This window comes from Brevibacterium sp. BDJS002 (assembly GCF_028201555.1).
In the GTDB taxonomy this organism is placed as follows: Bacteria; Actinomycetota; Actinomycetes; order Actinomycetales; family Brevibacteriaceae; genus Brevibacterium; species Brevibacterium aurantiacum.
Map to the genome: position 1 here is coordinate 2,176,334 of NZ_CP116392.1, position 21,072 is coordinate 2,197,405.

The following is a 21,072-nucleotide window of genomic DNA, read 5'->3' on the forward strand; positions in this document are numbered from 1 at the left end:
GTGTCTCTATTCCCCGGTTCCGGGGGTTCCTGCCGGGAAACGATCGGCGGATGTCGCCTTGTCCAGGATCGCCTCGGCGATGATGCCCGCATCATTGTCCAAGGTGGCTACGTGCCGAGATCGACGCAGAGATCGGATCGTCGGCCGCTGGGGCAGACGCGATCGCAAGGTTCGCAGGGTCCGCGGCCCGACCACTCCGTCGCGGCCGGAGACGAAGAGGGTGACCGGGCATTCGATCCGCCAGAGGTCCCCGCGAAGAGTCCTCTGTGCCGAAGCGAACGAGGCGATAGCGGCGACAGGGGTGCGATCGTAAGCATATTCGCAGCGATCCGGATGTGCGATGTCGCCGGCGATTGCCGGCACAGAGGCGACCACGTGCTTGATGACGGGCAGAAACGGTGTCAGCGGGGAATCGATGTAAAGGGCAGGATTGATCAGCACGAGCTCGTCAGGAGGAGAATCCCCGGCACCCAATGCCAATCCCAGGGCACCGCCCATTGACAGACCGGCCACCACCACCCGGGAGTGAGTTCGAGACAGTGCCTGAAGCTCCGCCTTCGCTGCGTCGAGCCATTCGGACCAGGGCGTGGAACTGAGGTCCTGCCACCGAGTGCCGTGGCCCGGAAGCAGCGGCACGCTGACGCTGATTCCACGATCGGTCAAGCTCCGGGCGATGGGGAACCATGCGGCCGGGGAACCGGTGATCCCATGGAGAAACAGCACCGCAGACGCAGAGTCCGGGACGATCTGCCGGTAAGGTGCAGTCGGCACCGATTGTGGTGAGTAGTCGATCTCCATAGGTTCAGCATGGCATGAATGTGCGTTGATGGTGTCGATATATGATGTCCGAGGACGACAAAGAGTCGTGACAGGGAAGGGTGCTCGTGTTCTACTGGTTTCTCAAGCGAGTCGTGGCCGGACCCATTCTGCGGATCCTCTTCCGTCCCTGGGTGCGCGGGTTGGACAACCTCCCGTCGGATGGGCCTGCGATCATCGCGGGAAACCACAATCACTTCATGGATTCGATCTTCGTCCCCCTTCTAGCACCCCGGCCTGTCGTCTATCTGGCGAAGAAGGACTATTTCACCGGTCGCGGCCTCAAAGGTGCGGTCACCCGGTGGTTCTTCAAACTCAACAACCAGCTGCCGATGGATCGAGCCGGGGGCTCCGGTTCTCAGGCCTCGCTGGAATCCGGACTCAAGGTTCTGAGAGAGGGAAACTCCCTGGGAATCTATCCGGAAGGCACACGTTCACCGGACGGCAAGCTCTACCGCGGCCGCACGGGCGTCGCCCGCCTGGTCCTCGAATCTGGTGCCCCTGTGATTCCCGTTGCGATCATCGGCACCGACAAGATTCAGCCTCCGGGGCGCCTGATCCCGAAGTTCCGACGCGTAGGAATAGTCTTCGGATCCTCCATGGACTTCTCGAAGTACGAGGGCCTTCCCAACGACAGGTTCCTGCTCCGATCCGTCACCGACGAGATCATGTACGAGATCATGCGGCTCTCCGGCCAGGAGTACGTCGACAAGTACGCGTCGACCGTCAAGACGAAGCTCCTGACCAGCGCCAAGCCCAAGAAGGCTGAGGATCGGAAGGCTGAGGATGACAAGCCGCAGGGATCCACCGGCGCCAAGGACGACCAAGCGCAGCCCGAGACCGAATGAGCGGGCTCCCAGAGCGGTATCGAACGGTCCGTCTGTGCCTGAATCACGTGTTCGAATACTGCGATAACGGCGACACGCAGAAATTGTTACCTTGAGGTGTTTGTCCTGGAAGGCCCGGGAGAATAGCTTGGAGTTGTTGAATCCCACTGTAGGTTCGCTGAGAAGAGGGCTAGAATAGTTATGTTCTCTGCTCTTCAAAGCGATCTCGCTTCCCCCAGGGACTATAAGGAGGAGTCGGTGTGAACCGCTCAAGTCATGAAAGCGTCGAGCCGACGCCAATACCACCAGCCGCCCAAGGACTGTTGTTCGACGACGATCTGCCAGTCCTCGATGAAGAGGCTGGCTACCGCGGTCCGACCGTGTGCAAAGTCGTCGGCATCAGCTACCGCCGGCTCGACTATTGGGCGCGCACCGACCTGGTGACCCCGTCGATTCGCAACGCCACGGGATCAGGCAGCCAGCGGCTCTACAGCTTCCGTGACATCCTCGTTCTCAAGATCGTCAAGCGGCTTCTCGACACCGGCGTCGGACTGCAGTCGATCCGCACTGCGGTCGACCACCTGCGTTCGCGCGGTGTCCGGGACCTCTCTCAGATCACTCTTATGTCAGATGGCGCCAGCGTCTTCGAATGCACCTCACCCGATGAGGTCGTTGATCTCCTGCAGGGCGGACAGGGCGTCTTCGGCATTGCCGTCGGGCGTGTCTGGAACGAAGTTGAAGGCAGCCTCTCCGAACTGCCGAGCGAACGTCTTCCCGAAGATGATTCCGCAGTCGTCGAAATGGATGAGCTCGCACAGCGAAGAGCACAGAAGCTCGGCTGAACGGCTGATCGCCCGGATACCGGGCAGTCCCTGACCGGGACACCATGGGGGATAGATGAGTGTGGCCCGTCCGAGAGGACGGGCCACACTCATATTCATCAAGAAGAATCAGGCTTCGCGTCGAGGCATCACAGCAGATTCGGTCTCCCAATGAGTAGGAAGACTCACGGACGAGCCAGCTGTCACAGGACGTGGCGTTCGACGCCTACTGCTGCTACGGTCCTACTGCTTCGGGGTGTTGCGCGAACGGATGTTCTCCGAGCGCAGAGCGCGTTCCAGCAAGGTGTCGAATGAGGTCGCAACTTCCTCCGCCGGCTTCCCGGGCCACGTGTGAATTGGGCGGGCAGAACCCTGAGCCTGCTGCATCACGGCACGTTCGGCCAATGGCGGATTGAGCACCAACGGCCCGAACATCTCCCGCATCTCAGTGATGCGATAGTCATGTTCGTTCGAACCGGCGCGAACCCGGTTCACTACGAGACCCAACGGCTGGATGTCCGAGGTTCCTCGCTGGCGCAGTTCGTCTGCCGCACGCAGCGCGCGATCTGCGGCAGCTACGGAGAACAAGCTGGGCTCGGTCACCACTGCAACCCGATTGCTGGCCGTCCACGCGGTGCGTGTGAGCCCGTTGAGACTCGGCGGACAGTCGATGAGAACCAACCGGTATCCCTTGGCGACGCGACTCAGCGCGTCTTCAAGGCGCCGGAGGTACCTCTCCGACAACGAGGGTCGATCGAACTCCGCAGCTCTGGGGGAGCCGGAGATCACGTCGAGCTGGCCGAGCTTGTCACCCACCCACCCGGAGGGGATGATCGCCTCGGACAGGATTTTCTGGGACTTGGGAGCAGCGAGCACATCGGCGATATCGACACGTGTCGACGTCGGGACATCAAGGCCGGTCGAAGAGTCCGCTTGCGGATCCATGTCGACGACCAAGGTCGGAATTCCTCGGTTGTATGCGGCCGAGGCAAGACCGAGTGTCACGGACGTCTTACCGACTCCGCCTTTGAGGCTGCTGATACTTAGGACAAGCACTCTCCTACGTTAACGTATCCAACCGGGCTGAGCAGTCACGACCACGCCGGGCGTGGCAGCAGAGTCGAAATCAGACCCCCTGTATCCGAGTGCTCTGGGTCACTTAGTAGAGTGGTTCCTCGACAGCCCGTCGACTATCGCCTCTAGGCGATCGATACAGAAGTGAGAGACACAGATGTTCTCTAAAGTTCTTGTGGCAAATCGTGGAGAGATCGCCGTTCGCGCATTCCGTGCAGCGTACGAACTCGGCGTCTCCACTGTCGCTGTTTTCCCATATGAGGATCGGAACTCCGAACACCGAATGAAGGCCGATGAGGCCTACATGATCGGCCAAGAAGGCCACCCTGTTCGCGCGTACCTCAGCGTCGAAGAGATGCTGCGCGTCGCCAAGGAATCGGGAGCCGACGCCATCTACCCCGGCTACGGCTTCCTGTCGGAGAACCCCGACTTAGCGCGAGCCTGCCAGGAGGCAGGAATCACGTTCATCGGCCCCAAGGCCGACGTGCTCGAACTTGCCGGCAACAAGGTGCAGGCTCTCACGGCGGCACGCAATGCCGGTATTCCCGTACTCGACTCGACCCGCCCCTCCGCTGACATCGCTCAGCTGCTGGCCGATGCGGACTCCATGGAGTACCCGCTCTTCGTCAAGGCTGTGGCCGGCGGCGGCGGACGCGGAATGCGCCGAGTTGCCGAATCCTCACAGCTGGAGGACGCACTCAAAGCCGCCATGCGCGAAGCCGAGGGTGCCTTCGGAGATCCCACGGTCTTCATCGAGCAGGCCGTGCAGCGGCCGCGCCACATCGAGGTCCAGGTCCTTGCCGACAATGACTCGAATGCGATCCACCTCTTCGAACGCGACTGCTCGGTCCAGCGTCGCCACCAGAAGGTCGTCGAACTTGCACCGGCTCCGAACCTGGACCCGGCCATCGCTGACGCGCTTCACGCCGACGCCCTCAAGTTCGCCAAGGCGCTGGGCTACCAGAACGCCGGAACCGTTGAGTTCCTCCTCGAAACCGACGGCCCCCGCAAGGGCCAGCACGTCTTCATCGAGATGAACCCGCGCATCCAGGTTGAGCACACGGTCACCGAGGAGATCACGGACGTCGACCTGGTCGCCTCCCAGATGCGCGTCGCGTCGGGGGAGACCCTGGCTGAGATCGGCCTGACTCAGGAAGACATGCGGATCAAGGGTGCTGCCCTCCAGTGCCGCATCACCACCGAGGATCCGGCAAATGCCTTCCGTCCCGACACCGGAACCATCACCGCCTACCGCTCTGCCGGCGGCGCAGGTGTCCGACTCGACGGAGGAACCGTCCACGCCGGTGCCGCCGTCAGCGCCCACTTCGACTCGATGCTGGTCAAGCTCACCTGCCGTGGTCGCGACTTCGAACAGGCGATCTCACGTGCCCGACGGGCCCTGGCCGAGTTCAGGATCCGCGGCGTATCGTCGAACATCGGCTTCCTGCGGGCCGTGCTCGAAGATGAGTCATTCATCGCCGGAGATCTCGCAACCTCATTCATCGAAGAGCGCCCACATCTGCTCGACGCTCGTGTCAGCGCAGATCGCGGTTCGAAGATCCTCGACTACCTGGCCGACGTCACCGTCAACCGTCCCAATGGCGAGCCGCGCCTGCGCATCCGCCCGGGGGAGAAGCTTCCCGATATCGATCTCGACACGGTTCCGACGCCTGGAAGCCGCGATCGACTCCTCGAGGTCGGCCCGACCGGTTTCGCTCAGGCACTGCGCAATCAGACACCATTGGCTGTCACCGACACCACGTTCCGCGACGCTCACCAGTCTCTGCTGGCCACCCGGGTCCGCTCCCGTGACCTGCTGGCCGTCGCCGGACACGTCGCCCGGATGACGCCGGAGCTGCTGAGCATCGAAGCCTGGGGAGGTGCCACCTACGATGTGGCGCTGCGTTTCCTCGGTGAGGATCCCTGGGAACGGCTGACCGCTCTGCGCTCGGCAGTGCCCAACATCAACCTCCAGATGCTCCTGCGCGGTCGCAACACCGTCGGCTACACCCCGTACCCGACTCAGGTCACTGACGCCTTCGTCGATGAGGCGGCACGCACCGGCATCGACATCTTCCGCATCTTCGACGCCCTCAACGACGTCGAGCAGATGCGCCCGGCCATCGAAGCGGTTCGTTCCACGAACACCACAGTCGCCGAGGTTGCCCTGTGCTACACCTCCGACATCCTCGATCCGCGTGAAGAGCTCTACACGCTCGACTACTACCTCAAGCTGGCTGAGCAGATCGTCGGTGCCGGAGCACATGTGCTCGCGATCAAGGACATGGCCGGGCTCCTGCGCCCCGCCGCCGCGACGAAACTCGTCACAGCACTGCGGGAGAACTTCGATCTCCCAGTCCACGTCCACACCCACGACACCGCGGGCGGTCAGCTGGCCACTCTCTACGCTGCCGCGGCAGCCGGAGCAGACGCCGTCGACGCCGCCTCGGCGGCCATGGCCGGCACCACGAGCCAGCCGAGCCTGTCCGCGCTGGTGGCAGCGTTTGAAAACACCGAACGCGACACTCAGATCAGCCTCAACGCTGTCAGCGATCTCGAGCCCTACTGGGAATCAGTCCGCAAGGTCTACGCACCCTTCGAGTCCGGTCTGGCCGGACCGACCGGACGTGTCTACCGACATGAGATCCCGGGCGGACAGCTGTCCAACCTGCGCCAGCAGGCTGTGGCACTGGGACTGGGGGAGCGATTCGAAGAGATCGAGCGCATGTACGCCGCAGCCGATGCCATCCTCGGCCACCTCGTCAAGGTCACTCCCTCGTCGAAGGTCGTCGGTGACCTCGCGCTCCACCTCGTGGGCGCCGGTGTCGATCCTCAGGAGTTCGCCGAGAACCCGGACAAGTTCGACATCCCGGACTCGGTGATCGGATTCCTCAACGGCGACCTCGGCGACCCTCCAGGCGGATGGCCTGAGCCGTTCCGCACAAAGGCTCTGGCAGGCCGCAGGCACAATGCTGTCTCCGAAGACCTCGCAACCGAGGACGCGGCAGCGCTGGAGACCCCCGGCACCGAGCGGCAGGCGAAACTCAATTCGCTTCTGTTCCCTGGACCGACGAAGGAATTCCAGCAGATGCGGGCCAACTACGGTGATCTCTCCGTCGTCGAGACCTCGGAATACCTCTACGGTCTGACCGCGGGGGAGGAACACGCCGTCGAACTGTCCAAGGGCAAGGACCTCCTCATCGGTGTCCAGGCCATCAGCGGCACCGACGAACGCGGCATGCGCTCGGTGATGTTCACTCTCAACGGCCAGCTGCGTCCACTGCAGGTTCGCGATCGTGCCGTCGAAAGCGACGTCAAGACCGCGGAGAAGGCCGATCCGACGAACTCCGGTCACGTGGCCAGCCCGTTCGCCGGTGTGGTCACCCTGCAGGTTGCCGAGGGCGACACGGTCGAGGCCGGCGCTACGGTTGCCACGATCGAGGCGATGAAGATGGAGGCTTCCATCACCACTCAGACGGGCGGCACCGTCTCACGTATCGCCATCGGCAACGTCCAGCAGCTCGAAGGCGGCGACCTCGTCGTGGTCATCGATGGCTGAACGCGACATCCGTCTCTGGGGTGATCCGGTGCTGCGCAGTCCGTGCGCACCGGTCACCGTCTTCGACGAAGGGCTCAGAGCATTGGCCCAAGACCTCGTGGACACATCTCTGCCGGAGGGCCGGGCCGCTGTGGCGGCACCGCAGATCGGCGTCGGCGTACGGGCATTCGGATATGATCTCGACGGCCGCACGGGGTATGTCATCAACCCCGAGGTCGTCGAGGTCGGCGGGGAGCTGCGCGACATCGAAGAAGGCTGCCTGTCTGTCCCCGGGCTGTTCTTCCCCACACCGCGCTACGAGTTCGCTCGTGTGCGCGGTGTGGATGCGGAGAACTCGCCCGTGGAGATCTCCGGCACCGAGGTCTTCGCCCAGATGCTTCAGCACGAGGTCGCTCACCTTGATGGTCAGGTCTACGTCCAGACCCTTCCCAAGGAGCGTCGCCGAGAAGCGATGAAGGCCATCCGCGGCTCAGACTGGTTCCTCGCCAGGCAGCCGTAACCAACAACGACGAATCCCCACTTCAACAGAAGGAGCACCAGATGAGCATTCAACGCACTGCAGTCATCGGAAGCGGACTCATGGGAGCAGGCATCGCCGAGGTGCTCGCGAAGTCAGGTCTCGACGTCATCGTCCGTGAGATCAACGACGAGGCCTCGACAGCTGGTCGTGCTCGTATCGAGAAGTCCCTGGCCCGTGCGGTCGAAAAGGGCAAGCTCGATGCCCAGGCCCGTGACGAGGCGATGGGCAGGCTGCGATTCACCACCGACATCGGCGAACTCGCCGATCGTCAGCTGGTCATCGAGGCCGCAAGTGAGAACGAGGACATCAAGAAGTCGATCTTCGCCGAACTCGACAAGGTCGTGACCGACCCCGATGCGATCCTCGCCTCCAACACCTCGTCGATGCCGATCATCCGGTTTGCACAGTCGACGTCACGTCCGGAGCGTGTGCTCGGGGTTCACTTCTTCAACCCGGCACCGGTCCAGCCCCTGGTTGAGATCGTCTCCTCCGTGCTCACCGCCGATTCGGTGCGTGATTCGGTCACGGAGTTCGTCGCCGAGGTGCTGGGCAAGAACCCGATCCAGGCGCAGGACCGTCCCGGGTTCATCGTCAATGCACTGCTTATCCCGTACCTGTGCAGTGCCATCCGCATGCTCGAGGCCGGGTTCGCCACCAAGGAAGACATCGACGCCGGAATGGTGGGCGGCTGCGCGCACCCTATGGGGCCGATCAAGCTTGCCGACATGGTGGGACTCGACACCTGCCTGTACGCGGCTGAGAGCATCTACAGGGAGACCGGAGATCCTGCGGCCAAACCTCCAGTGCTGCTCTCGCGCATGGTTGATGGCGGCCTGCTCGGAGTCAAGTCCGGCCGCGGCTTCTACGAGTACTGAGGCCAAAGGCACTAAGACAGACAAAGAACTCCTGGTCGGTGATCGCACCGACCAGGAGTTCTTGTATTCAGGCTGCGTACCGCGAAGCGCAGGCTTCAGCCCGCGAGGAGTTTCTCGTAGCTGGCGAGCTTCACACAGGCCACGAGGCCCTGTGCAGCCAGTTCCACATCTTCGACTGTCGGCATGGTGGGGGCGATGCGGATGACGTTGTTGTGCGGATCCAAACCATAGGGATGGGTGGCACCGGCCGGGGTCAGCTTGACCCCCGCCTCGGCGGCCAGCTTCACGATCCGGTCCGCGGTGCCCTCCAAGGTGGTCAGCGTGATGAAGTATCCACCGTCTGGGTGGGTCCATTGCGCCAGGTCGGTGCCGCCCAGTTCCCGTTCCAAGGTATCGAGCACCGCGTCGAATTTCGGTGCGATGATCTTCGCGTGCTGGCGCATGTGCTCCTCGACGCCCTCCGGGGTGGAGAAGAAACGCAGGTGACGCAGCTGGTTGACCTTGTCGGGACCGATGGAGATCTTTGCGAGATTCGACCGGATCCAATCATTGGTCTCGGGACCCGCACCGAAGAAGGAGACGCCGGCACCGGCGTGGGTGATCTTCGACGTTGAGGCGAAGATCCAGGGGCGTTCCGGGTGTCCGGCCTTGGCGCAGATGTCGAGGATGTCGAGGACCTCGGGATGCTCGTCCCGGAGGTGGTGGAGACCGTAGGCGTTGTCCCACAGCAGCGTGAAGTCGGGTGCCGCTGCCGGCATCGCCGCGAGCTCCTTCGCCCGCTCCTCGGTGATGGTGATGCCTGTCGGGTTCGAGTACATGGGCACCAACCACATGCCCTTGACCGTTTCATCCTCTGCCAGACGCTGGGCCTCGGCGACGACCGGACCCTGTGAGTCCATGGGGATGCTGAGGAGTTCGAAGCCCAGCGACTCGGCCAGCGTGAAATGGCGGTCGTAACCGGGGACCGGGCAGATGAGCTTGTGGGGCCCCTGGCCCCAGGGTCGTGAGTCACCGACGGTTCCGTGCATGAGAGCAAAGGTCAGAGCCTGGGCCATGAGGGTCAGAGAGGCGTTGCCGCCGGCCAGCAACTGGTTCGAAGGGATCTTGAGCAGCGGTGAGAAGAGCTCACGCAGCTCGACGATTCCGTCCAGACCGCCATAGTTGCGGGTATCGACTCCGCTGGGAGTCATGACGTCATCGGGTGTCACCGCAGTCAGAAGGTCTGCCGCCAGGTCGAGTTGCGCGCTTGCAGGCTTGCCTCGGGTGATATCGAGTTTCAACCCGCGGGAAGCGAATTCCTGATAGGCGCCGGAGGCGCTCTCCAGCTCTGCCTGCAGCTCGGACGTGGGGGACATCGATGCTCCTTGTCACTGTTGTTTGACCGGTACCTCTATCCTAGTCACTTCCTGAGTTCGGCGCGGGCGCCACCCATCGGCGACGAGTTAGAGTTGACCTCGATCATTGAACTTTTCGAATCGGGGTGGGCAGCTGTGAGACCACGCGCGCGATCGGCCCATGGGCGCAGCTTCGGTCGACTGGCCGACGTCTACGATGAAGTGCGCCCACGCTATCCGGATGCGGCCATCGACCTTGCGGGCCCTGAGTGGAGCGGACTCGACGTCTGCGATCTGGGCGCGGGGACGGGCATCCTCAGTCGTGCTCTGCTCGACCGCGGAGCCCAGGTCATCGCCGTCGATCCCGACGAAGAGGCCCTGGAGAGCAATCCTGCGCGCAGCAGCGGCGGCAGCGCAGAAGACACTCTGCTGCCGGATGACTGCGTCGATGTCGTGACCGTGGCACAGGCCTGGCACTGGTTCGACGAAGCCGCCGCGGCGGTTGAGATCTCGCGCATCCTGCGACCGGGCGGTCGACTGCTCATCCTCATCAACCAACTCGACGTGCGTGTCGACTGGGTGCTGCGCCTGAGTCGGATCATGCACGCCGGGGACGTGTACCGTCCCGCGTACCGCCCGAACCCGGCCGGGTTCGAGCTCGTCGCTCATGAGCTGGTCGAGTTCTCCACCCCACTCACCGTGGATGGCACCGTGGATCTGGCCCGGACCCGTTCCTATTGGCTGCGCTCGAACCAGACGACCAGGGCCCGGGTCGAGGCGAATCTGCGTGAGTACTTCACCCTTGAGCACCCTATCGACGGAGCGCTGGAGCTGCCCTACATGTGCCTGGCGTATGTGCTTAAGTCGGTTGCCTGACGGTTCGCCAAGCTGCCTAGTCGGTCCCACACTCAGCGCAAAGAAGCGGGCCGTACCATGGGTGCGGCCCGCTTCTCACGGTCGAGTCCTTCGCAACGGAGCGATGTGTCCGTCGTGACGGCGCAGACTGTCGATCAGGCGCCGGCCGGATCCTCATCACGGACCGGAGAGGTTTCGACAACCTCGGTGGCTCTGGTCGGGTTGGAGTGCGAGACATTGATCTTGCGGGGCCGAGCTTCCTCTGCCACAGGGATGGTCAAGGTCAGCACGCCGTCCTGGTAGTCAGCCTGGATCCGGTCGAGGGCGACTCGATTGCCCAGGGTGAGCTGGCGTGCATAGGTGCCGGTCGTCCGTTCCCGGGTCAGCCACTTCACATCCTTATCCGCCACCTCGGACTGCCGCTGAGCGCGAACGGTCAGCGTGCGATCCTCAACGTCGACGTCGATGCTCGAGGGGTCAACACCCGGCATGTCGATACGTGCGACGAAGACCTCTCCATCACGGTAGAGATCCATGGGAAGCGAAGTGGAGTTCGGGGTGCGAGTCACTTCCGAGAAGAATCGATCGAGGTCACGGATGGGGTCAAAACGTGTAGCCATGAGCTTCCTTTCGTTAGGTCGTTACATTGAGTCAAACACACTCAACTTTGAAATGATTCCCATCTCATGAAATTCTCAGTCTCGTGAGTCTCACTCCGGTCCTCCTCGCCCTCGTTCCCGTCGCTGTTCTGATCTTCTTCGGCGCCGTGCTCAAAAGACTCCCAGGTTTCACCAATCCCGAATTCTGGTCAGGAGCGGAGAAGCTCGCCTACTACTGCCTGTTGCCGGTGCTGCTGTTCACATCGGTCGCCGACGTCAACGTCGCACATGTTCCGCTCGGGCGACTGACCATCGGCCTCATCGCCCCGACATTGCTCGTATCGATCCTCATCATCGTGCTGCGTCGGTTCGTGGCTCGCGATCTTCCATCCTTCACCTCGGTGCTGCAGGGCGGAATCCGCTTCAACACCTACATCGGACTGTCGATATCGGCCAGCATGTTCGGACCTGAGGGGAGTGCCCTGGCTGCCATCGTGGCGGCCGTTCTCGTGCCCACGGTCAACATCGTCTCCAGCCTGGGGTTCGAGTTTCTGCGCACCGGGCCCAGCTCCGTGCTCGGAATCCTCCGCGTCATCGTGACGAACCCGCTGGTGATCGGCTGTGCGGCCGGGGGAGCGTTCAACCTCACCGGAGCTCGCGTGCCCGATGTGCTCGACTCCGTGCTCTCGCCATTGGCGGCCGCGGCCCTGCCGATCGGACTTCTGTGTGTCGGCGCCGGTCTGCGAAGATTCCCGCTTCGCGCCCAGGTCGCGGGCCTGATCAATTCCACCGTGGCAAAGCTCATCGTCCTGCCTGCAGTGACCCTGCTCGCTCTGGTCCTGCTCGACGTCCCCACCACCCCGGCGTTGGTGACCATGATCTTCCAATCGATCGCCACGGCCAGTTCCGGCTATGTCATGGCGAGGCAGCTCGGCGGCAATTCGGAGCTCATGGCCGCCCTCATCGCGGCCCAGACTGTGCTCATGCTCATCACGCTGCCCATCGTCCTGCTCGTCTCACAAGCCGTACTCGGCAGCTGAGCAATTCATCGTCCGCGGTCTCTCGCATTACCCGCGAGTTCGCGGACTGGAAGTTCTCACACCGAAGCAGCGAATGGCCGGACCCCGTGCGGGGTCCGGCCATTCGCTGCTTGCCTACGGTGACTGCAGGTCACACGCAACAGGTCATGATCTGTCGATCACTCGTTGTCAGCCTTGATGTCAGGGTGACGCGATCCGAGCTCGGAATCGATCCGGAGCAGACCGGAACCGCTGTCGCCGACGAGCTCAAGGCGACCGATGATCTCAGAGATGGTTGATTCCTCTTCGACCTGCTCGTCGATGAACCAGTGCAGGAGCGGCAGGACGTCGAGATCGGTCTCCGACTGAGCAGTGCGGTAGAGGTTGCGAATCGATTCGGAGACCTTCTCCTCGTGGGCCAAGGCAGCCTTGAAGTAGTCGATGGGCTGTGAGCCCGAGACCTTCGGTGCCGCGATGTCACCGATCTGGGGAGCGAAGCCACGATCCTGGCAGTGCTGAATGAATTTCGCAGCATGGACCTGTTCTTCCTCGGACTGCGCACGCATCCAGCGTGTCATTCCGGGAAGGTCGTGATCATCGAGCTGAATGGACAGCTGCAGGTAGACCATCGACGCTTCGAGTTCGAGAGTGACCTGCTCGCCGAGGACCTTCTGCATTGCGGGGCTCAACTGCATATGTTTCTCCTTCGCGATACGAGACGGATTCGTTCCGTCCTCATGTTCCATATCCTGACACCTTTTCTAGAACGGTTCCAGTGTGGGAAGGCTCGGCAAACAATGCTGAGGCATGGCATACCTGACCCAGCAGATTCGCTGCTTTTGCCGATGCCGTGGCTATGGACACTTCGCCGGGCCCGGTGCCAAGCTGGGTCCATGCAGGATCGAATCGACGAACTCACACAATGGCAATCGGCCGACGACGCACTCCACGCACGGTTCCTGACGGGTTCCTTCGTCAGCGGAGTCACGTTCATCAATGCCATCGCAGACGCAGCAGAAGCCGCAGGCCACCACCCGGATGTGGACCTGCGGTTCCCACATGTGGATATCTCACTGACCACCCATGACGCCGGGTCGATCACCGACAAGGACATCGACTTGGCCACTGAGATCTCCCAGATCGCGAAGGATCAGGGCATCGACGCAGCCAGCTGAGGATGACGGCGATGGACCTGGGTCGCCGTTTCGAAGGCATGCGCCATGCGCAGCAGGTCCACGTCGGCACCCGGCTTCGCGACGAGCTGGACTCCCACCGGCAGCCCCGACTCCGAGAAGCCCGCAGGCACGGAGATCGCCGGGCACCCCGTGGCCGAGATCAGACACAGGGCTCGCATCCAATCGAGATAGTTCTCGAGTCCGACCCCGTTGATCTCCGTGGGGTATTCGATGCTGGCGTCGAAGGGGAGCACTTGGCAGGTGGTGAGCACCAGGAGGTCGTGGTCACCGAAGAACTGGTCGACTTCGCCATGCAGACGTGCACGAGCACGATCGGCGGAGACCACCTCGGTGCCGGTCAGCTTGAGTCCCATCTCGATGTTCCAGATCACGGAATCCTTGATCTGTTCGGGATGCTGTTCCAGCAGGGGCCCCCAGGAATGGACGAAATCGAGGGCTCGTCGAACGTTGAAGACCTCATCGGCATCGCCGAGGTTGGGGATCGTGTCGACGACGCTCGCTCCCAGCTCGGAGAAGACGTCTGCCGTACCCGCCACGATGTCATGGACCTCCCGTTCGACGGGGAGCAGACCGTTGAGGTCTGGGTTGAATCCGATCTTGACACCGCGCAGGTCAGGTTCGGCCTGATGTCCTAGCTCGAACTCGGGCAGGTCGAAGACGCTGCCGGGCTCACTGATCGAACGAGGCCCGCCTGGCTCCGGCCCGGCAGTCGCACTCATCGTCAATGCCACATCCGAGACCGTCCGGGCCATGAAGCCGCTCTGTGCCAACCACGCGAACGGGTTGCCGGGAAGCGTATGAGGAATGCGCCCATTCGACGGGCGAAACCCCACGACATTGTTGAACGACGCGGGGGAGCGCAACGATCCTCCCATGTCCGAACCATCTCCGGAGGCTTGGATGCCAGCGGCCAAGACCGCCCCGACTCCGCCGGAGGAGCCCGAGGCGGACTTGCTCGTGTCATAGGGATTGACCGTGGTGCCGAAGACCGGGTTGAAGGTGTGCGAGCCCGCCGCGAACTCAGGCACATTCGTCTTGCCGGTCGTGTTGACACCCGCCGCTTTGAGTCGGGCGATGATGAGGGAGTCAGTCTCGGGAACGCGATCGGCCATGATCGGCGAGCCCCAGGTGGTGCGCATCCCGGCAGTGTCGTGCGTGTCCTTATGGGTCATCGGCACGCCGTGCAGCGGTCCGATCGGCTCACCGTTGGCCACCGCCTGGTCAGCGGCGTCGGCGCGTGCCAGCGCGCCTTCGTCATCGCGGGTCACCACCGCGTTGAGGGCCGGGTTGAGAGCATCGATGCGTGCCAAGTGATCGCTGAGTGCTTCCCGCGCAGAGATCTCCTTCGTCGCGATCTTCGCCGCCAGCTCACGGGTGGACAGCCAGTCCAGTTCCTTGCTCATCGTCTCACTTCCCGACCGTGCTGAGAACGGCGCTCAGTGCCACACGAATACCGGTCTCCAGTGTGGTTTCGACATCGTCTGGAGCGAAGAAGGGGGAGTGGTTGCCTGCCGGCGGTTCATCACCGTCGAACTTGGCGGGGGAGTACCCGCCGAAGAACCAGTAGACGTAGGGCACGTCGATGTCATCGCCGAAGGCCCCGAAGTCCTCGCTGCCGGTGACGGCCTGGTCCAGGTGGACCTGTTCTGCTCCGAGCTCGGATCCGGCAGCCTCGAGGAACTGGTCGGTGGTTGCAGGATCGTTGTAGCAGCGTGGGAACCGGTACATCTCTTCGATGATCGGCTCCGGTGCCCCGGATGCCTGCGCCTCGGCGAGGATGATGCGTTCGATCCGGTTGAGGACGACCTCACGCACCTCCTCGTTGAAGGTGCGGATGTTGAGTTTGAATTCGGCGGAATCGGGAATGATGTTCTCCTTCAGCCCGCCGTGGAAGGTGCCCACGGTGACGACAGCCATGTCGCGACCCGAGATCTCTCGCGAGACGATGCTCTGGAGGCGGGTGATCATATAGGCGCCGAGGACGATCGGGTCGACTGAGTTCTCGGGCTGTGAACCATGAGCCTGCTTGCCTCTGACCGTGACCTTGATGCAGTCGGACATCGCCATGGCGGTCTCCTTGGCCACGTAGACGTGTCCGGCCTTACCGGGCCACACGTGCTGTCCGTAGACGACCTCTGGCTTGACGGTCGAGTCCCAAAGTCCGTCGTCGAGCATCGCCCGCGCGCCCTCGCCGGTCTCTTCGCCGGGCTGGAAGATCATGACCACGCTGCCTGACCACAGGTCCTTGTGCTCGACGAGGTAGCGGGCCAGATATAGGCCGACGGTGATGTGCGTATCGTGGCCGCAGCCGTGCATGACCTTCGTGGTCGATCCATCGGGCAGTGTTCCCTCGGCCGTCGAGGCGTAGTCGTATCCGGTATCTTCGGCGATCGGCAGTCCGTCGGTGTCGGCCCGGTAGGCCACGACAGGGCCTTCTCCGTTTTCGATGACGCTGACGATGCCGGTGCCGCCGTAGGTGCGGGTTTCAAGTCCGAGTGCTTCGAGCTTGGAACGAATCGTCGCAGCCGTCTGAGTCTCCTGCATCGACAGCTCGGGCGTGCGATGGAAGTCCTTGTAGTCGGCGACTGTCTGTGCCAGATTGTCCGAGATCGCACTCCGAAGAGTGGTGTTGAGCGACATGATGTCCTTTCACAGTGTGGGTGTCTTCGATGGTCTCAGGTATTGAATGATGAGGTGGCGGGTGACCGTCAGTTGATTCCGACGTTGTCGCCGTCTGCCGGTCCCTTCTTGTCGGTGAGGGCCTTGTTCCGGGTGAACCAGGTGATGGCGATCGTCAGAATGACGACGATGGCAACATCGCCGGAGGCCAGGACTGGGACGAGCGGGATGAGGACGAGGATGACCAGGGCCGCCGCTCCCAAGGCGATGAGCGTGGATTTGACCTGTCTGAGTGAGGCGATGAGCTGGACCGTGACTCCGCCGAGGATGGCCGGCAGAATGTAGAGCTTGGCCACGAGCGTCACCGGCTCGGGGATGATCGAGACCAGCCAGGTGCCGAGGATTCCGACGAAGAGCACCATGGATGCCACGTGGATCAACGCTGCGCCGCAGATTGCCATGGTCGCGGCATATTCGCCCTTGCGTGTGCCTGGCTTCACTCCGATGGTGTCCTGGGCGACGATCGCCGACGGCAGCAGTTTGTTGGAGATGTTGCCGATCAGGAATGCCTGGTACATGCCGCCGGCCCCAGGATCGGGAAGTAGGTCAGCGGCTCGACGATGTAGAAGACACCGTAGACGGCGAACACGGCGAGAAATCCCTTGAGGATCTCACCGAGGTTGACGTTCGCATCCGCAACGAACAGGAGGTAGAACGGCACCGAGGTGGCGATGAGGAACCCGATGAACAGCGTGCGAGAGCCCCACTTGGTCGTCGTCCGCTCGAAGGCCGCGTGTGAGGGTGACGTAATGATGTTCGACATGATGTTCTCCTCAGGCTTCGGGTGCGCCGAGACCGGCATAGTGGGCGAAGTAGGACGCAATCAGGCCCACAAGAAGTGAGATTCCAAGTCCCCATTCCTTGAGCCACGGCTGTTTCAAGGTCTTGGCGAGGAAGAGACAGATCGTCATCACCACGGCGGAGACGAGGATCGCGACGACGTGCGTCGGGGATTTCGGGAGTTCCCGGAACGTCAGCGCGGCGAAGGCCGCGAGCAGCGCCGCGCCGGGGATGATGGACATCAGTGCAGGATTGACCTTCTCCAGCTTGTGGGAGCTTCGTGTGAAGACCGGAGTCAGGATCAAGGTCGAGATCATCCACCCGGCCCCCGAGAGGCTCATCGCCATGAGTGCGACGATGAAGACGCCGCGGGTGAATGTCTCATCGCCGAGACTCGAGCCCATGGTGCCGGCTGCGATCGAGGCCGAGGCGACCTCCGTGGCCGCGGAGCCGATGAGACCGACGCGGACGACGACCGGGGGAGTGCCGAAGAGGGGCAGCAGGGCAATGGCGACGAGGACCACGGACAACGAGGGTCCGATCGCCGCAACTCCACCGGCTCTGAAAGCCGACTTGACCTCCTGCTGGCTCATGCCGGCCGACTCGGCGTTCTTCTTCACCGCATTCATATAGATGAGTGATTGGACGACGACGACACCCATGACTGCCAATGCCAGAATCCAGAGAACAGGGGCATTCGCGAGGCCGAGATAATCGGCCGATCCACTTGCCATCACCATAGCGGGGCTCCTCACTTCCTTGTCGGAGTTGCTCACAGCGACCGGTCCACGTCGTTGTGGTCCGCATCACTTGTGTCAGTAACGTATACCGAGATGCGCTCCGTTTGGTGATCTTCCATGCGACTTCCCGATTGGCGAGAATAGACTTCTCAATGCCGGCCATCAACGAATTCGATGAGTATCGTCGGAAATGAGATATCGGCGCTGAGAAAGGATCGAGCAATGGACGATCTGCTTGTGGACATCAATCTCGACCGGGCAGAGATCTGCTGGGAGACAGCGCTGAGAAGAGTCTCGGGTGCGAACCTTCATTCGCCGAGTGGATGCCGTGAGTGGACCAACGAACAGTTGATCAATCACCTCATCGGCGGTGGGCTGCGCTATGAGAAGCTGCTCGCCCAATGCTCACCTGCCGAGGTGGAGGCCACACGGGGGCAGAACCACCTCGGCGATGATCGCTTGGAAGCGTTCTGGTCACAAGAACGAGCATTCCGACGTCTCGTGGGGGAGTGCGACCTCGGGGCTCAGGTATCTCACCGCATCGGACGGATAACGGGGCACCAGTTGGTGCGAATGCGGATCCTCGAACTGGCTCTCCATGCTGCCGACCTTTCGGCCGGCACCGGCGATAAGTGGCCCATCGATGATGAGCTCGCAGAGTACATCTCCACACATCTCGGCGAGCTCATTGCTGACTTGGGTTCTGCAGGGGGATACGCTGCGCCCAGGCCGGAGCCGGGCGCCGGAGCCTCGCACGCGCAACGAGTTCTGAACGTCTCAGGCCGCTGACCGTCTCACGTCGCTGACCGGCACACTCTCCGACTCCAGCTTGCCGCGCCTTCTTCCATCTACCGCGCCTTCTTCTTGGAGACGTACATGGTGATCTCTGCAGAGACGAACACATTCCCGTCAGCATCCAGGACGTCGACCGGCACGATCAGATCCATCTTCTCGTCGCCGAACTCGGGGATGGTGTCGAGCCGGGCGATCGAGGTGACGCCCGTGGTGGCCTTGTCCTTGTATTCGACGGTCATGCCGGCGGGAATCCAACGATGCGTGGGCGGTACCGTTGCCTCGGTCATGATGCCACCGGCGATCTCTGCCATGTTGCATGAGGCGATTGCGTGATAGGTGCCGAGGTGGTTGTGGACGCCGCGACGGTTCGGCGCACTCACACGGCACAGTCCCGGGCGCAGCTCCTGGATCCGCGGATGAACGGTGCGGAAGTAGGGGACTTTGAAGCACATGGCCTGAGTGAAGAGCCACTTGCCGAATGGCAGCTTCTGCAGCTTCTGCCAGGTCTGGAGATTCTTTCCAAAATCTGCGGTGTCGACGGTCATGGAATCGTCCTTTCGGTCGTACGGGCCGTCGAATTCTGCGACATCGGGCCCGCCTCAAATGGTTCCCTAGTCATAGGCTAGGTTACTCCACAGTAACGGTCGGGGGCGTCGCAGTTCCTCGGCAGCGGCTTTGATGTCGCTTGAGCAGAGTGTCACGATGCGTGACCATCGGTGCGTACGAGCAATTTGTCCCTCTCCGGGTCGGCGAAGATGAGCGTGATCATCGCACAGACGGCGGAGGCGACGCCCAGTGCCTGAAACGCGGTGGCGTAGCCGAGACCAGAAGTCGGCGCCGCATCGACGATGAGTCCGGTGACATAGGGCCCGACGAGTCCTCCCACGGCCATGAGCGCCAAGAAGATCCCCAGCGTTCCCGCTGTCTGTCGGGGTGGGCAGATCTCTGAGACCGCCGCATTGCACAGTGGCAGGACGACGACGCCGACGCCATACCCGATGGATACGATGGCAACTGCGCCGGGGGAGTTCGAGATCGAGGGGAGGAAGCAGAGAATTCCACCGCCGAGTACCACGCAGACGGAAGGCGCGATGATTCGCACGAACCTGGACGACCAGCCTCTGGCCAGCAGTTGATCAGAGAGCAGAGTTCCGCCGATGAGGCTGATTAGACCGGCGATCGACGGGATGGCCAACATGGAACCTGACTGGAGGCGACTGTAGCCGAGACCCACTTCGAAATACGACGGCAGCCACGTGAGGACCACGGTCACCAATGCGTAGACGCTGGCGACCAGCAGCGCACCGCTGATGAACGTCTTGGTCAGGAGAATCTTCCGCCAGGGGACTCGCGGTTCTTCACTCGGGTCGATTGCGTGCTTCGCGGCCTTAGCCGGAATGTAGGGGCCGACTTCCCAGTACCGCGTCCAGAAGAAGCACCACACGACACCGATGACAGCCATCGTGATCAGCGCACTGCGCCATCCGAACGTTACCGAGAGATAGGCGAGCAGCGGGGCCAGAGCAATCTTGGCGATGGAGGCGGCGCTGGCCAGCAGGGCTCCGGGGAAGCCGCGCTTCTGCGGGGTGTGCCATGAGTAGGTGGCTGTGTGGATGAGAGCAGAACTGGGCCCTTCGGCGAGTCCGAGGAGCATTCTGGACACAACTAGGACTGCGAACGTGGCCGAGAGCACCAACGGCAGCATCGCCAGGGCCCACACAAGAGACAGGACGATGAGAACAGTGCGCAGGGACAGCCATTTGTTCAGTGCTCCGGCGAAGAATCCACCGACGGTGAAGGCGAAGAAGAACAGGCTGCCCACGAGACCGATCTGAGCTGCACTGATGCCGAGTTCATCCTTGAGGGACTGAGCGATGATGCCGAATGCGGCTTTGTCCCCGTAGTTGACCACGTACAGAACGACGAGCAGCGCAGTCAGAGACCACGCCTTGCGTCGCGATTCGGTCCCAGGTGCAGCAGCTGCGGCCGGGGGAGAGGTGAGCTTGGATGAGACCATGATGCTTCCTTGCGTCGTGGTGACTATCGTGACAATCGGCCTTGGGCTTGTTGAGCCGATCACACACACAGTATTGAACGTTCGATAAAAATGTCAATCGACGCTTGAACGTTCCCGCCGGGTTCGAGAACTCTGCGCACAGCAGGCCAAGGGCACATGGCTGACCAGCGACAACCTGGCGCTCACGGTCACCACGGCACTGTCAGCACACACGCGCTGCCGGCACTCGACTGGTACTGAAATGTCGGGGTCAAACGGAAGCCGCTTCAGTAGGAGTCGTCAGCAGACGATGCGGATCATTGAAGGCGCTCGCGCAGGACGCGAGGAGTAGTCGCGAACGAGTTTACTTAACATAATGTATATTATCGGCGTTATACACATGACCCCAAGGGAGCCACGAGATACCGCTGATATTGAGCTGTCAGTTCTGCCGTCGGTCTTGCCATCAGTTCTGCTGTCATTCCTGCGACGATCATAGTTACCGGTCAGTCACCAGCGTACAAAAAGATGACGGCCGCGGATAGCTTCTCAGCTATTCGCGACCGTCATCGTGCTGACTGCGTGTC

The 21,072-nt window shown here is 62.2% G+C and carries 21 protein-coding genes; 9 read left to right on the forward strand and 12 right to left on the reverse strand.

What is annotated here, in order from left to right; all coding sequences use genetic code 11:
- Nucleotides 1-6 precede the first annotated feature (6 nt).
- Nucleotides 7-798, reverse strand: a complete 792-nt coding sequence (locus PGC08_RS10210; protein WP_271708379.1) for an alpha/beta hydrolase — start codon at nt 796-798, stop codon at nt 7-9.
- 86 nt (nt 799-884) lie between these two features.
- Here PGC08_RS10210 and PGC08_RS10215 point away from each other — a divergent pair, with 86 nt between their 5' ends.
- Both PGC08_RS10215 and PGC08_RS10220 read left to right on the forward strand, forming a co-directional pair.
- On the forward strand, nt 885-1,664 hold the full coding sequence (locus tag PGC08_RS10215; RefSeq protein ID WP_271708380.1) for a lysophospholipid acyltransferase family protein: 780 nt from the start codon (nt 885-887) through the stop codon (nt 1,662-1,664).
- 239 nt (nt 1,665-1,903) lie between these two features.
- Nucleotides 1,904-2,485 (forward strand): MerR family transcriptional regulator, encoded by a 582-nt coding sequence (locus tag PGC08_RS10220; protein WP_143921639.1) that lies wholly within the window; start codon nt 1,904-1,906, stop codon nt 2,483-2,485.
- A gap of 222 nt (nt 2,486-2,707) precedes the next feature.
- On the opposite strand, the gene PGC08_RS10225 is transcribed toward PGC08_RS10220, so the two are convergent.
- Nucleotides 2,708-3,520 (reverse strand): ParA family protein, encoded by an 813-nt coding sequence (locus PGC08_RS10225; RefSeq protein WP_271708381.1) that lies wholly within the window; start codon nt 3,518-3,520, stop codon nt 2,708-2,710.
- Between the two features lie 175 nt (nt 3,521-3,695).
- Here PGC08_RS10225 and PGC08_RS10230 point away from each other — a divergent pair, with 175 nt between their 5' ends.
- Genes PGC08_RS10230 through PGC08_RS10240 form a run of 3 tightly spaced genes read left to right on the forward strand, consistent with a single transcriptional unit; the run spans nt 3,696 to nt 8,492 of the window.
- A complete protein-coding gene (locus PGC08_RS10230) occupies nt 3,696-7,097 on the forward strand; it encodes a pyruvate carboxylase (RefSeq protein WP_271708382.1) in 3,402 nt (1,133 codons plus the stop codon).
- Nucleotides 7,090-7,596 (forward strand): peptide deformylase, encoded by a 507-nt coding sequence (locus tag PGC08_RS10235; protein WP_009884630.1) that lies wholly within the window; start codon nt 7,090-7,092, stop codon nt 7,594-7,596. The genes PGC08_RS10230 and PGC08_RS10235 overlap by 8 nt, the downstream gene beginning before the upstream one ends.
- A 41-nt stretch (nt 7,597-7,637) precedes the next feature.
- Nucleotides 7,638-8,492: a 3-hydroxybutyryl-CoA dehydrogenase gene (locus PGC08_RS10240; protein ID WP_271708383.1), complete on the forward strand. Its 855-nt coding sequence runs from the start codon at nt 7,638-7,640 to the stop codon at nt 8,490-8,492.
- 95 nt (nt 8,493-8,587) lie between these two features.
- Here PGC08_RS10240 and PGC08_RS10245 read toward each other — a convergent pair whose 3' ends face one another.
- The gene (locus PGC08_RS10245) at nt 8,588-9,847 is read right to left on the reverse strand and encodes an aminotransferase class I/II-fold pyridoxal phosphate-dependent enzyme (protein ID WP_271708384.1); all 1,260 of its coding nucleotides are present in this window, start codon (nt 9,845-9,847) and stop codon (nt 8,588-8,590) included.
- A gap of 135 nt (nt 9,848-9,982) precedes the next feature.
- Here PGC08_RS10245 and PGC08_RS10250 point away from each other — a divergent pair, with 135 nt between their 5' ends.
- The gene (locus PGC08_RS10250; protein WP_035279408.1) at nt 9,983-10,702 is read left to right on the forward strand and encodes a class I SAM-dependent methyltransferase; all 720 of its coding nucleotides are present in this window, start codon (nt 9,983-9,985) and stop codon (nt 10,700-10,702) included.
- 134 nt (nt 10,703-10,836) lie between these two features.
- On the opposite strand, the gene PGC08_RS10255 is transcribed toward PGC08_RS10250, so the two are convergent.
- Complete coding sequence (locus PGC08_RS10255) at nt 10,837-11,301, reverse strand: Hsp20/alpha crystallin family protein (RefSeq protein WP_009884626.1); 465 nt, start codon at nt 11,299-11,301, stop codon at nt 10,837-10,839.
- Between the two features lie 83 nt (nt 11,302-11,384).
- On the opposite strand from PGC08_RS10255, the gene PGC08_RS10260 reads away from it, so the two are divergent.
- Nucleotides 11,385-12,320, forward strand: coding sequence for an AEC family transporter (locus tag PGC08_RS10260; protein ID WP_271708385.1), 936 nt, complete (start codon nt 11,385-11,387; stop codon nt 12,318-12,320).
- Between the two features lie 158 nt (nt 12,321-12,478).
- On the opposite strand, the gene PGC08_RS10265 is transcribed toward PGC08_RS10260, so the two are convergent.
- Nucleotides 12,479-12,994: a ferritin gene (locus PGC08_RS10265; RefSeq protein ID WP_029417556.1), complete on the reverse strand. Its 516-nt coding sequence runs from the start codon at nt 12,992-12,994 to the stop codon at nt 12,479-12,481.
- A 198-nt stretch (nt 12,995-13,192) separates the two neighbouring features.
- Here PGC08_RS10265 and PGC08_RS10270 point away from each other — a divergent pair, with 198 nt between their 5' ends.
- The gene (locus PGC08_RS10270; RefSeq protein ID WP_009884623.1) at nt 13,193-13,474 is read left to right on the forward strand and encodes a 4a-hydroxytetrahydrobiopterin dehydratase; all 282 of its coding nucleotides are present in this window, start codon (nt 13,193-13,195) and stop codon (nt 13,472-13,474) included.
- Here PGC08_RS10270 and PGC08_RS10275 read toward each other — a convergent pair.
- The 5 genes from PGC08_RS10275 to PGC08_RS10290 form a co-directional block, all read right to left on the reverse strand.
- A complete protein-coding gene (locus PGC08_RS10275) occupies nt 13,450-14,898 on the reverse strand; it encodes an amidase (protein ID WP_009884622.1) in 1,449 nt (482 codons plus the stop codon). The genes PGC08_RS10270 and PGC08_RS10275 overlap by 25 nt on opposite strands.
- Before the next feature lie 4 nt (nt 14,899-14,902).
- Nucleotides 14,903-16,135: an amidohydrolase gene (locus tag PGC08_RS10280; protein ID WP_271708386.1), complete on the reverse strand. Its 1,233-nt coding sequence runs from the start codon at nt 16,133-16,135 to the stop codon at nt 14,903-14,905.
- A 68-nt stretch (nt 16,136-16,203) separates the two neighbouring features.
- On the reverse strand, nt 16,204-16,692 hold the full coding sequence (locus PGC08_RS10285; protein WP_333937177.1) for a hypothetical protein: 489 nt from the start codon (nt 16,690-16,692) through the stop codon (nt 16,204-16,206).
- A complete protein-coding gene (locus PGC08_RS19420; protein ID WP_333937178.1) occupies nt 16,674-16,937 on the reverse strand; it encodes a hypothetical protein in 264 nt (87 codons plus the stop codon). The genes PGC08_RS10285 and PGC08_RS19420 overlap by 19 nt, the downstream gene beginning before the upstream one ends.
- 10 nt (nt 16,938-16,947) lie before the next feature.
- A complete protein-coding gene (locus PGC08_RS10290; protein WP_096177783.1) occupies nt 16,948-17,694 on the reverse strand; it encodes a DUF5058 family protein in 747 nt (248 codons plus the stop codon).
- Nucleotides 17,695-17,916: 222 nt separating this feature from the next.
- Here PGC08_RS10290 and PGC08_RS10295 point away from each other — a divergent pair, with 222 nt between their 5' ends.
- On the forward strand, nt 17,917-18,483 hold the full coding sequence (locus tag PGC08_RS10295; RefSeq protein WP_096158730.1) for a maleylpyruvate isomerase N-terminal domain-containing protein: 567 nt from the start codon (nt 17,917-17,919) through the stop codon (nt 18,481-18,483).
- A 59-nt stretch (nt 18,484-18,542) separates the two neighbouring features.
- Here PGC08_RS10295 and PGC08_RS10300 read toward each other — a convergent pair whose 3' ends face one another.
- Nucleotides 18,543-19,034 (reverse strand): hotdog fold domain-containing protein, encoded by a 492-nt coding sequence (locus PGC08_RS10300; RefSeq protein WP_096158731.1) that lies wholly within the window; start codon nt 19,032-19,034, stop codon nt 18,543-18,545.
- Nucleotides 19,035-19,186: 152 nt separating this feature from the next.
- Complete coding sequence (locus PGC08_RS10305) at nt 19,187-20,506, reverse strand: MFS transporter (protein WP_096158732.1); 1,320 nt, start codon at nt 20,504-20,506, stop codon at nt 19,187-19,189.
- Between the last annotated feature and the right edge of the window lie 566 nt (nt 20,507-21,072).

What these genes read in the sequence shown, in the direction of transcription:
- PGC08_RS10210 (WP_271708379.1), bottom strand. Translation starts at nt 798, where the DNA reads ATGGAGATCGACTACTCACCACAATCGGTGCCGACTGCACCTTACCGG.
- PGC08_RS10230 (WP_271708382.1), top strand. Translation starts at nt 3,696, where the DNA reads ATGTTCTCTAAAGTTCTTGTGGCAAATCGTGGAGAGATCGCCGTTCGC.
- PGC08_RS10235 (WP_009884630.1), top strand. Translation starts at nt 7,090, where the DNA reads ATGGCTGAACGCGACATCCGTCTCTGGGGTGATCCGGTGCTGCGCAGT.
- PGC08_RS10240 (WP_271708383.1), top strand. Translation starts at nt 7,638, where the DNA reads ATGAGCATTCAACGCACTGCAGTCATCGGAAGCGGACTCATGGGAGCA.
- PGC08_RS10245 (WP_271708384.1), bottom strand. Translation starts at nt 9,847, where the DNA reads ATGTCCCCCACGTCCGAGCTGCAGGCAGAGCTGGAGAGCGCCTCCGGC.
- PGC08_RS10255 (WP_009884626.1), bottom strand. Translation starts at nt 11,301, where the DNA reads ATGGCTACACGTTTTGACCCCATCCGTGACCTCGATCGATTCTTCTCG.
- PGC08_RS10265 (WP_029417556.1), bottom strand. Translation starts at nt 12,994, where the DNA reads ATGCAGTTGAGCCCCGCAATGCAGAAGGTCCTCGGCGAGCAGGTCACT.
- PGC08_RS10270 (WP_009884623.1), top strand. Translation starts at nt 13,193, where the DNA reads ATGCAGGATCGAATCGACGAACTCACACAATGGCAATCGGCCGACGAC.
- PGC08_RS10275 (WP_009884622.1), bottom strand. Translation starts at nt 14,898, where the DNA reads ATGAGCAAGGAACTGGACTGGCTGTCCACCCGTGAGCTGGCGGCGAAG.
- PGC08_RS10280 (WP_271708386.1), bottom strand. Translation starts at nt 16,135, where the DNA reads ATGTCGCTCAACACCACTCTTCGGAGTGCGATCTCGGACAATCTGGCA.
- PGC08_RS10285 (WP_333937177.1), bottom strand. Translation starts at nt 16,692, where the DNA reads ATGTACCAGGCATTCCTGATCGGCAACATCTCCAACAAACTGCTGCCG.
- PGC08_RS19420 (WP_333937178.1), bottom strand. Translation starts at nt 16,937, where the DNA reads ATGTCGAACATCATTACGTCACCCTCACACGCGGCCTTCGAGCGGACG.
- PGC08_RS10290 (WP_096177783.1), bottom strand. Translation starts at nt 17,694, where the DNA reads ATGGTGATGGCAAGTGGATCGGCCGATTATCTCGGCCTCGCGAATGCC.
- PGC08_RS10295 (WP_096158730.1), top strand. Translation starts at nt 17,917, where the DNA reads ATGGACGATCTGCTTGTGGACATCAATCTCGACCGGGCAGAGATCTGC.
- PGC08_RS10300 (WP_096158731.1), bottom strand. Translation starts at nt 19,034, where the DNA reads ATGACCGTCGACACCGCAGATTTTGGAAAGAATCTCCAGACCTGGCAG.
- PGC08_RS10305 (WP_096158732.1), bottom strand. Translation starts at nt 20,506, where the DNA reads ATGGTCTCATCCAAGCTCACCTCTCCCCCGGCCGCAGCTGCTGCACCT.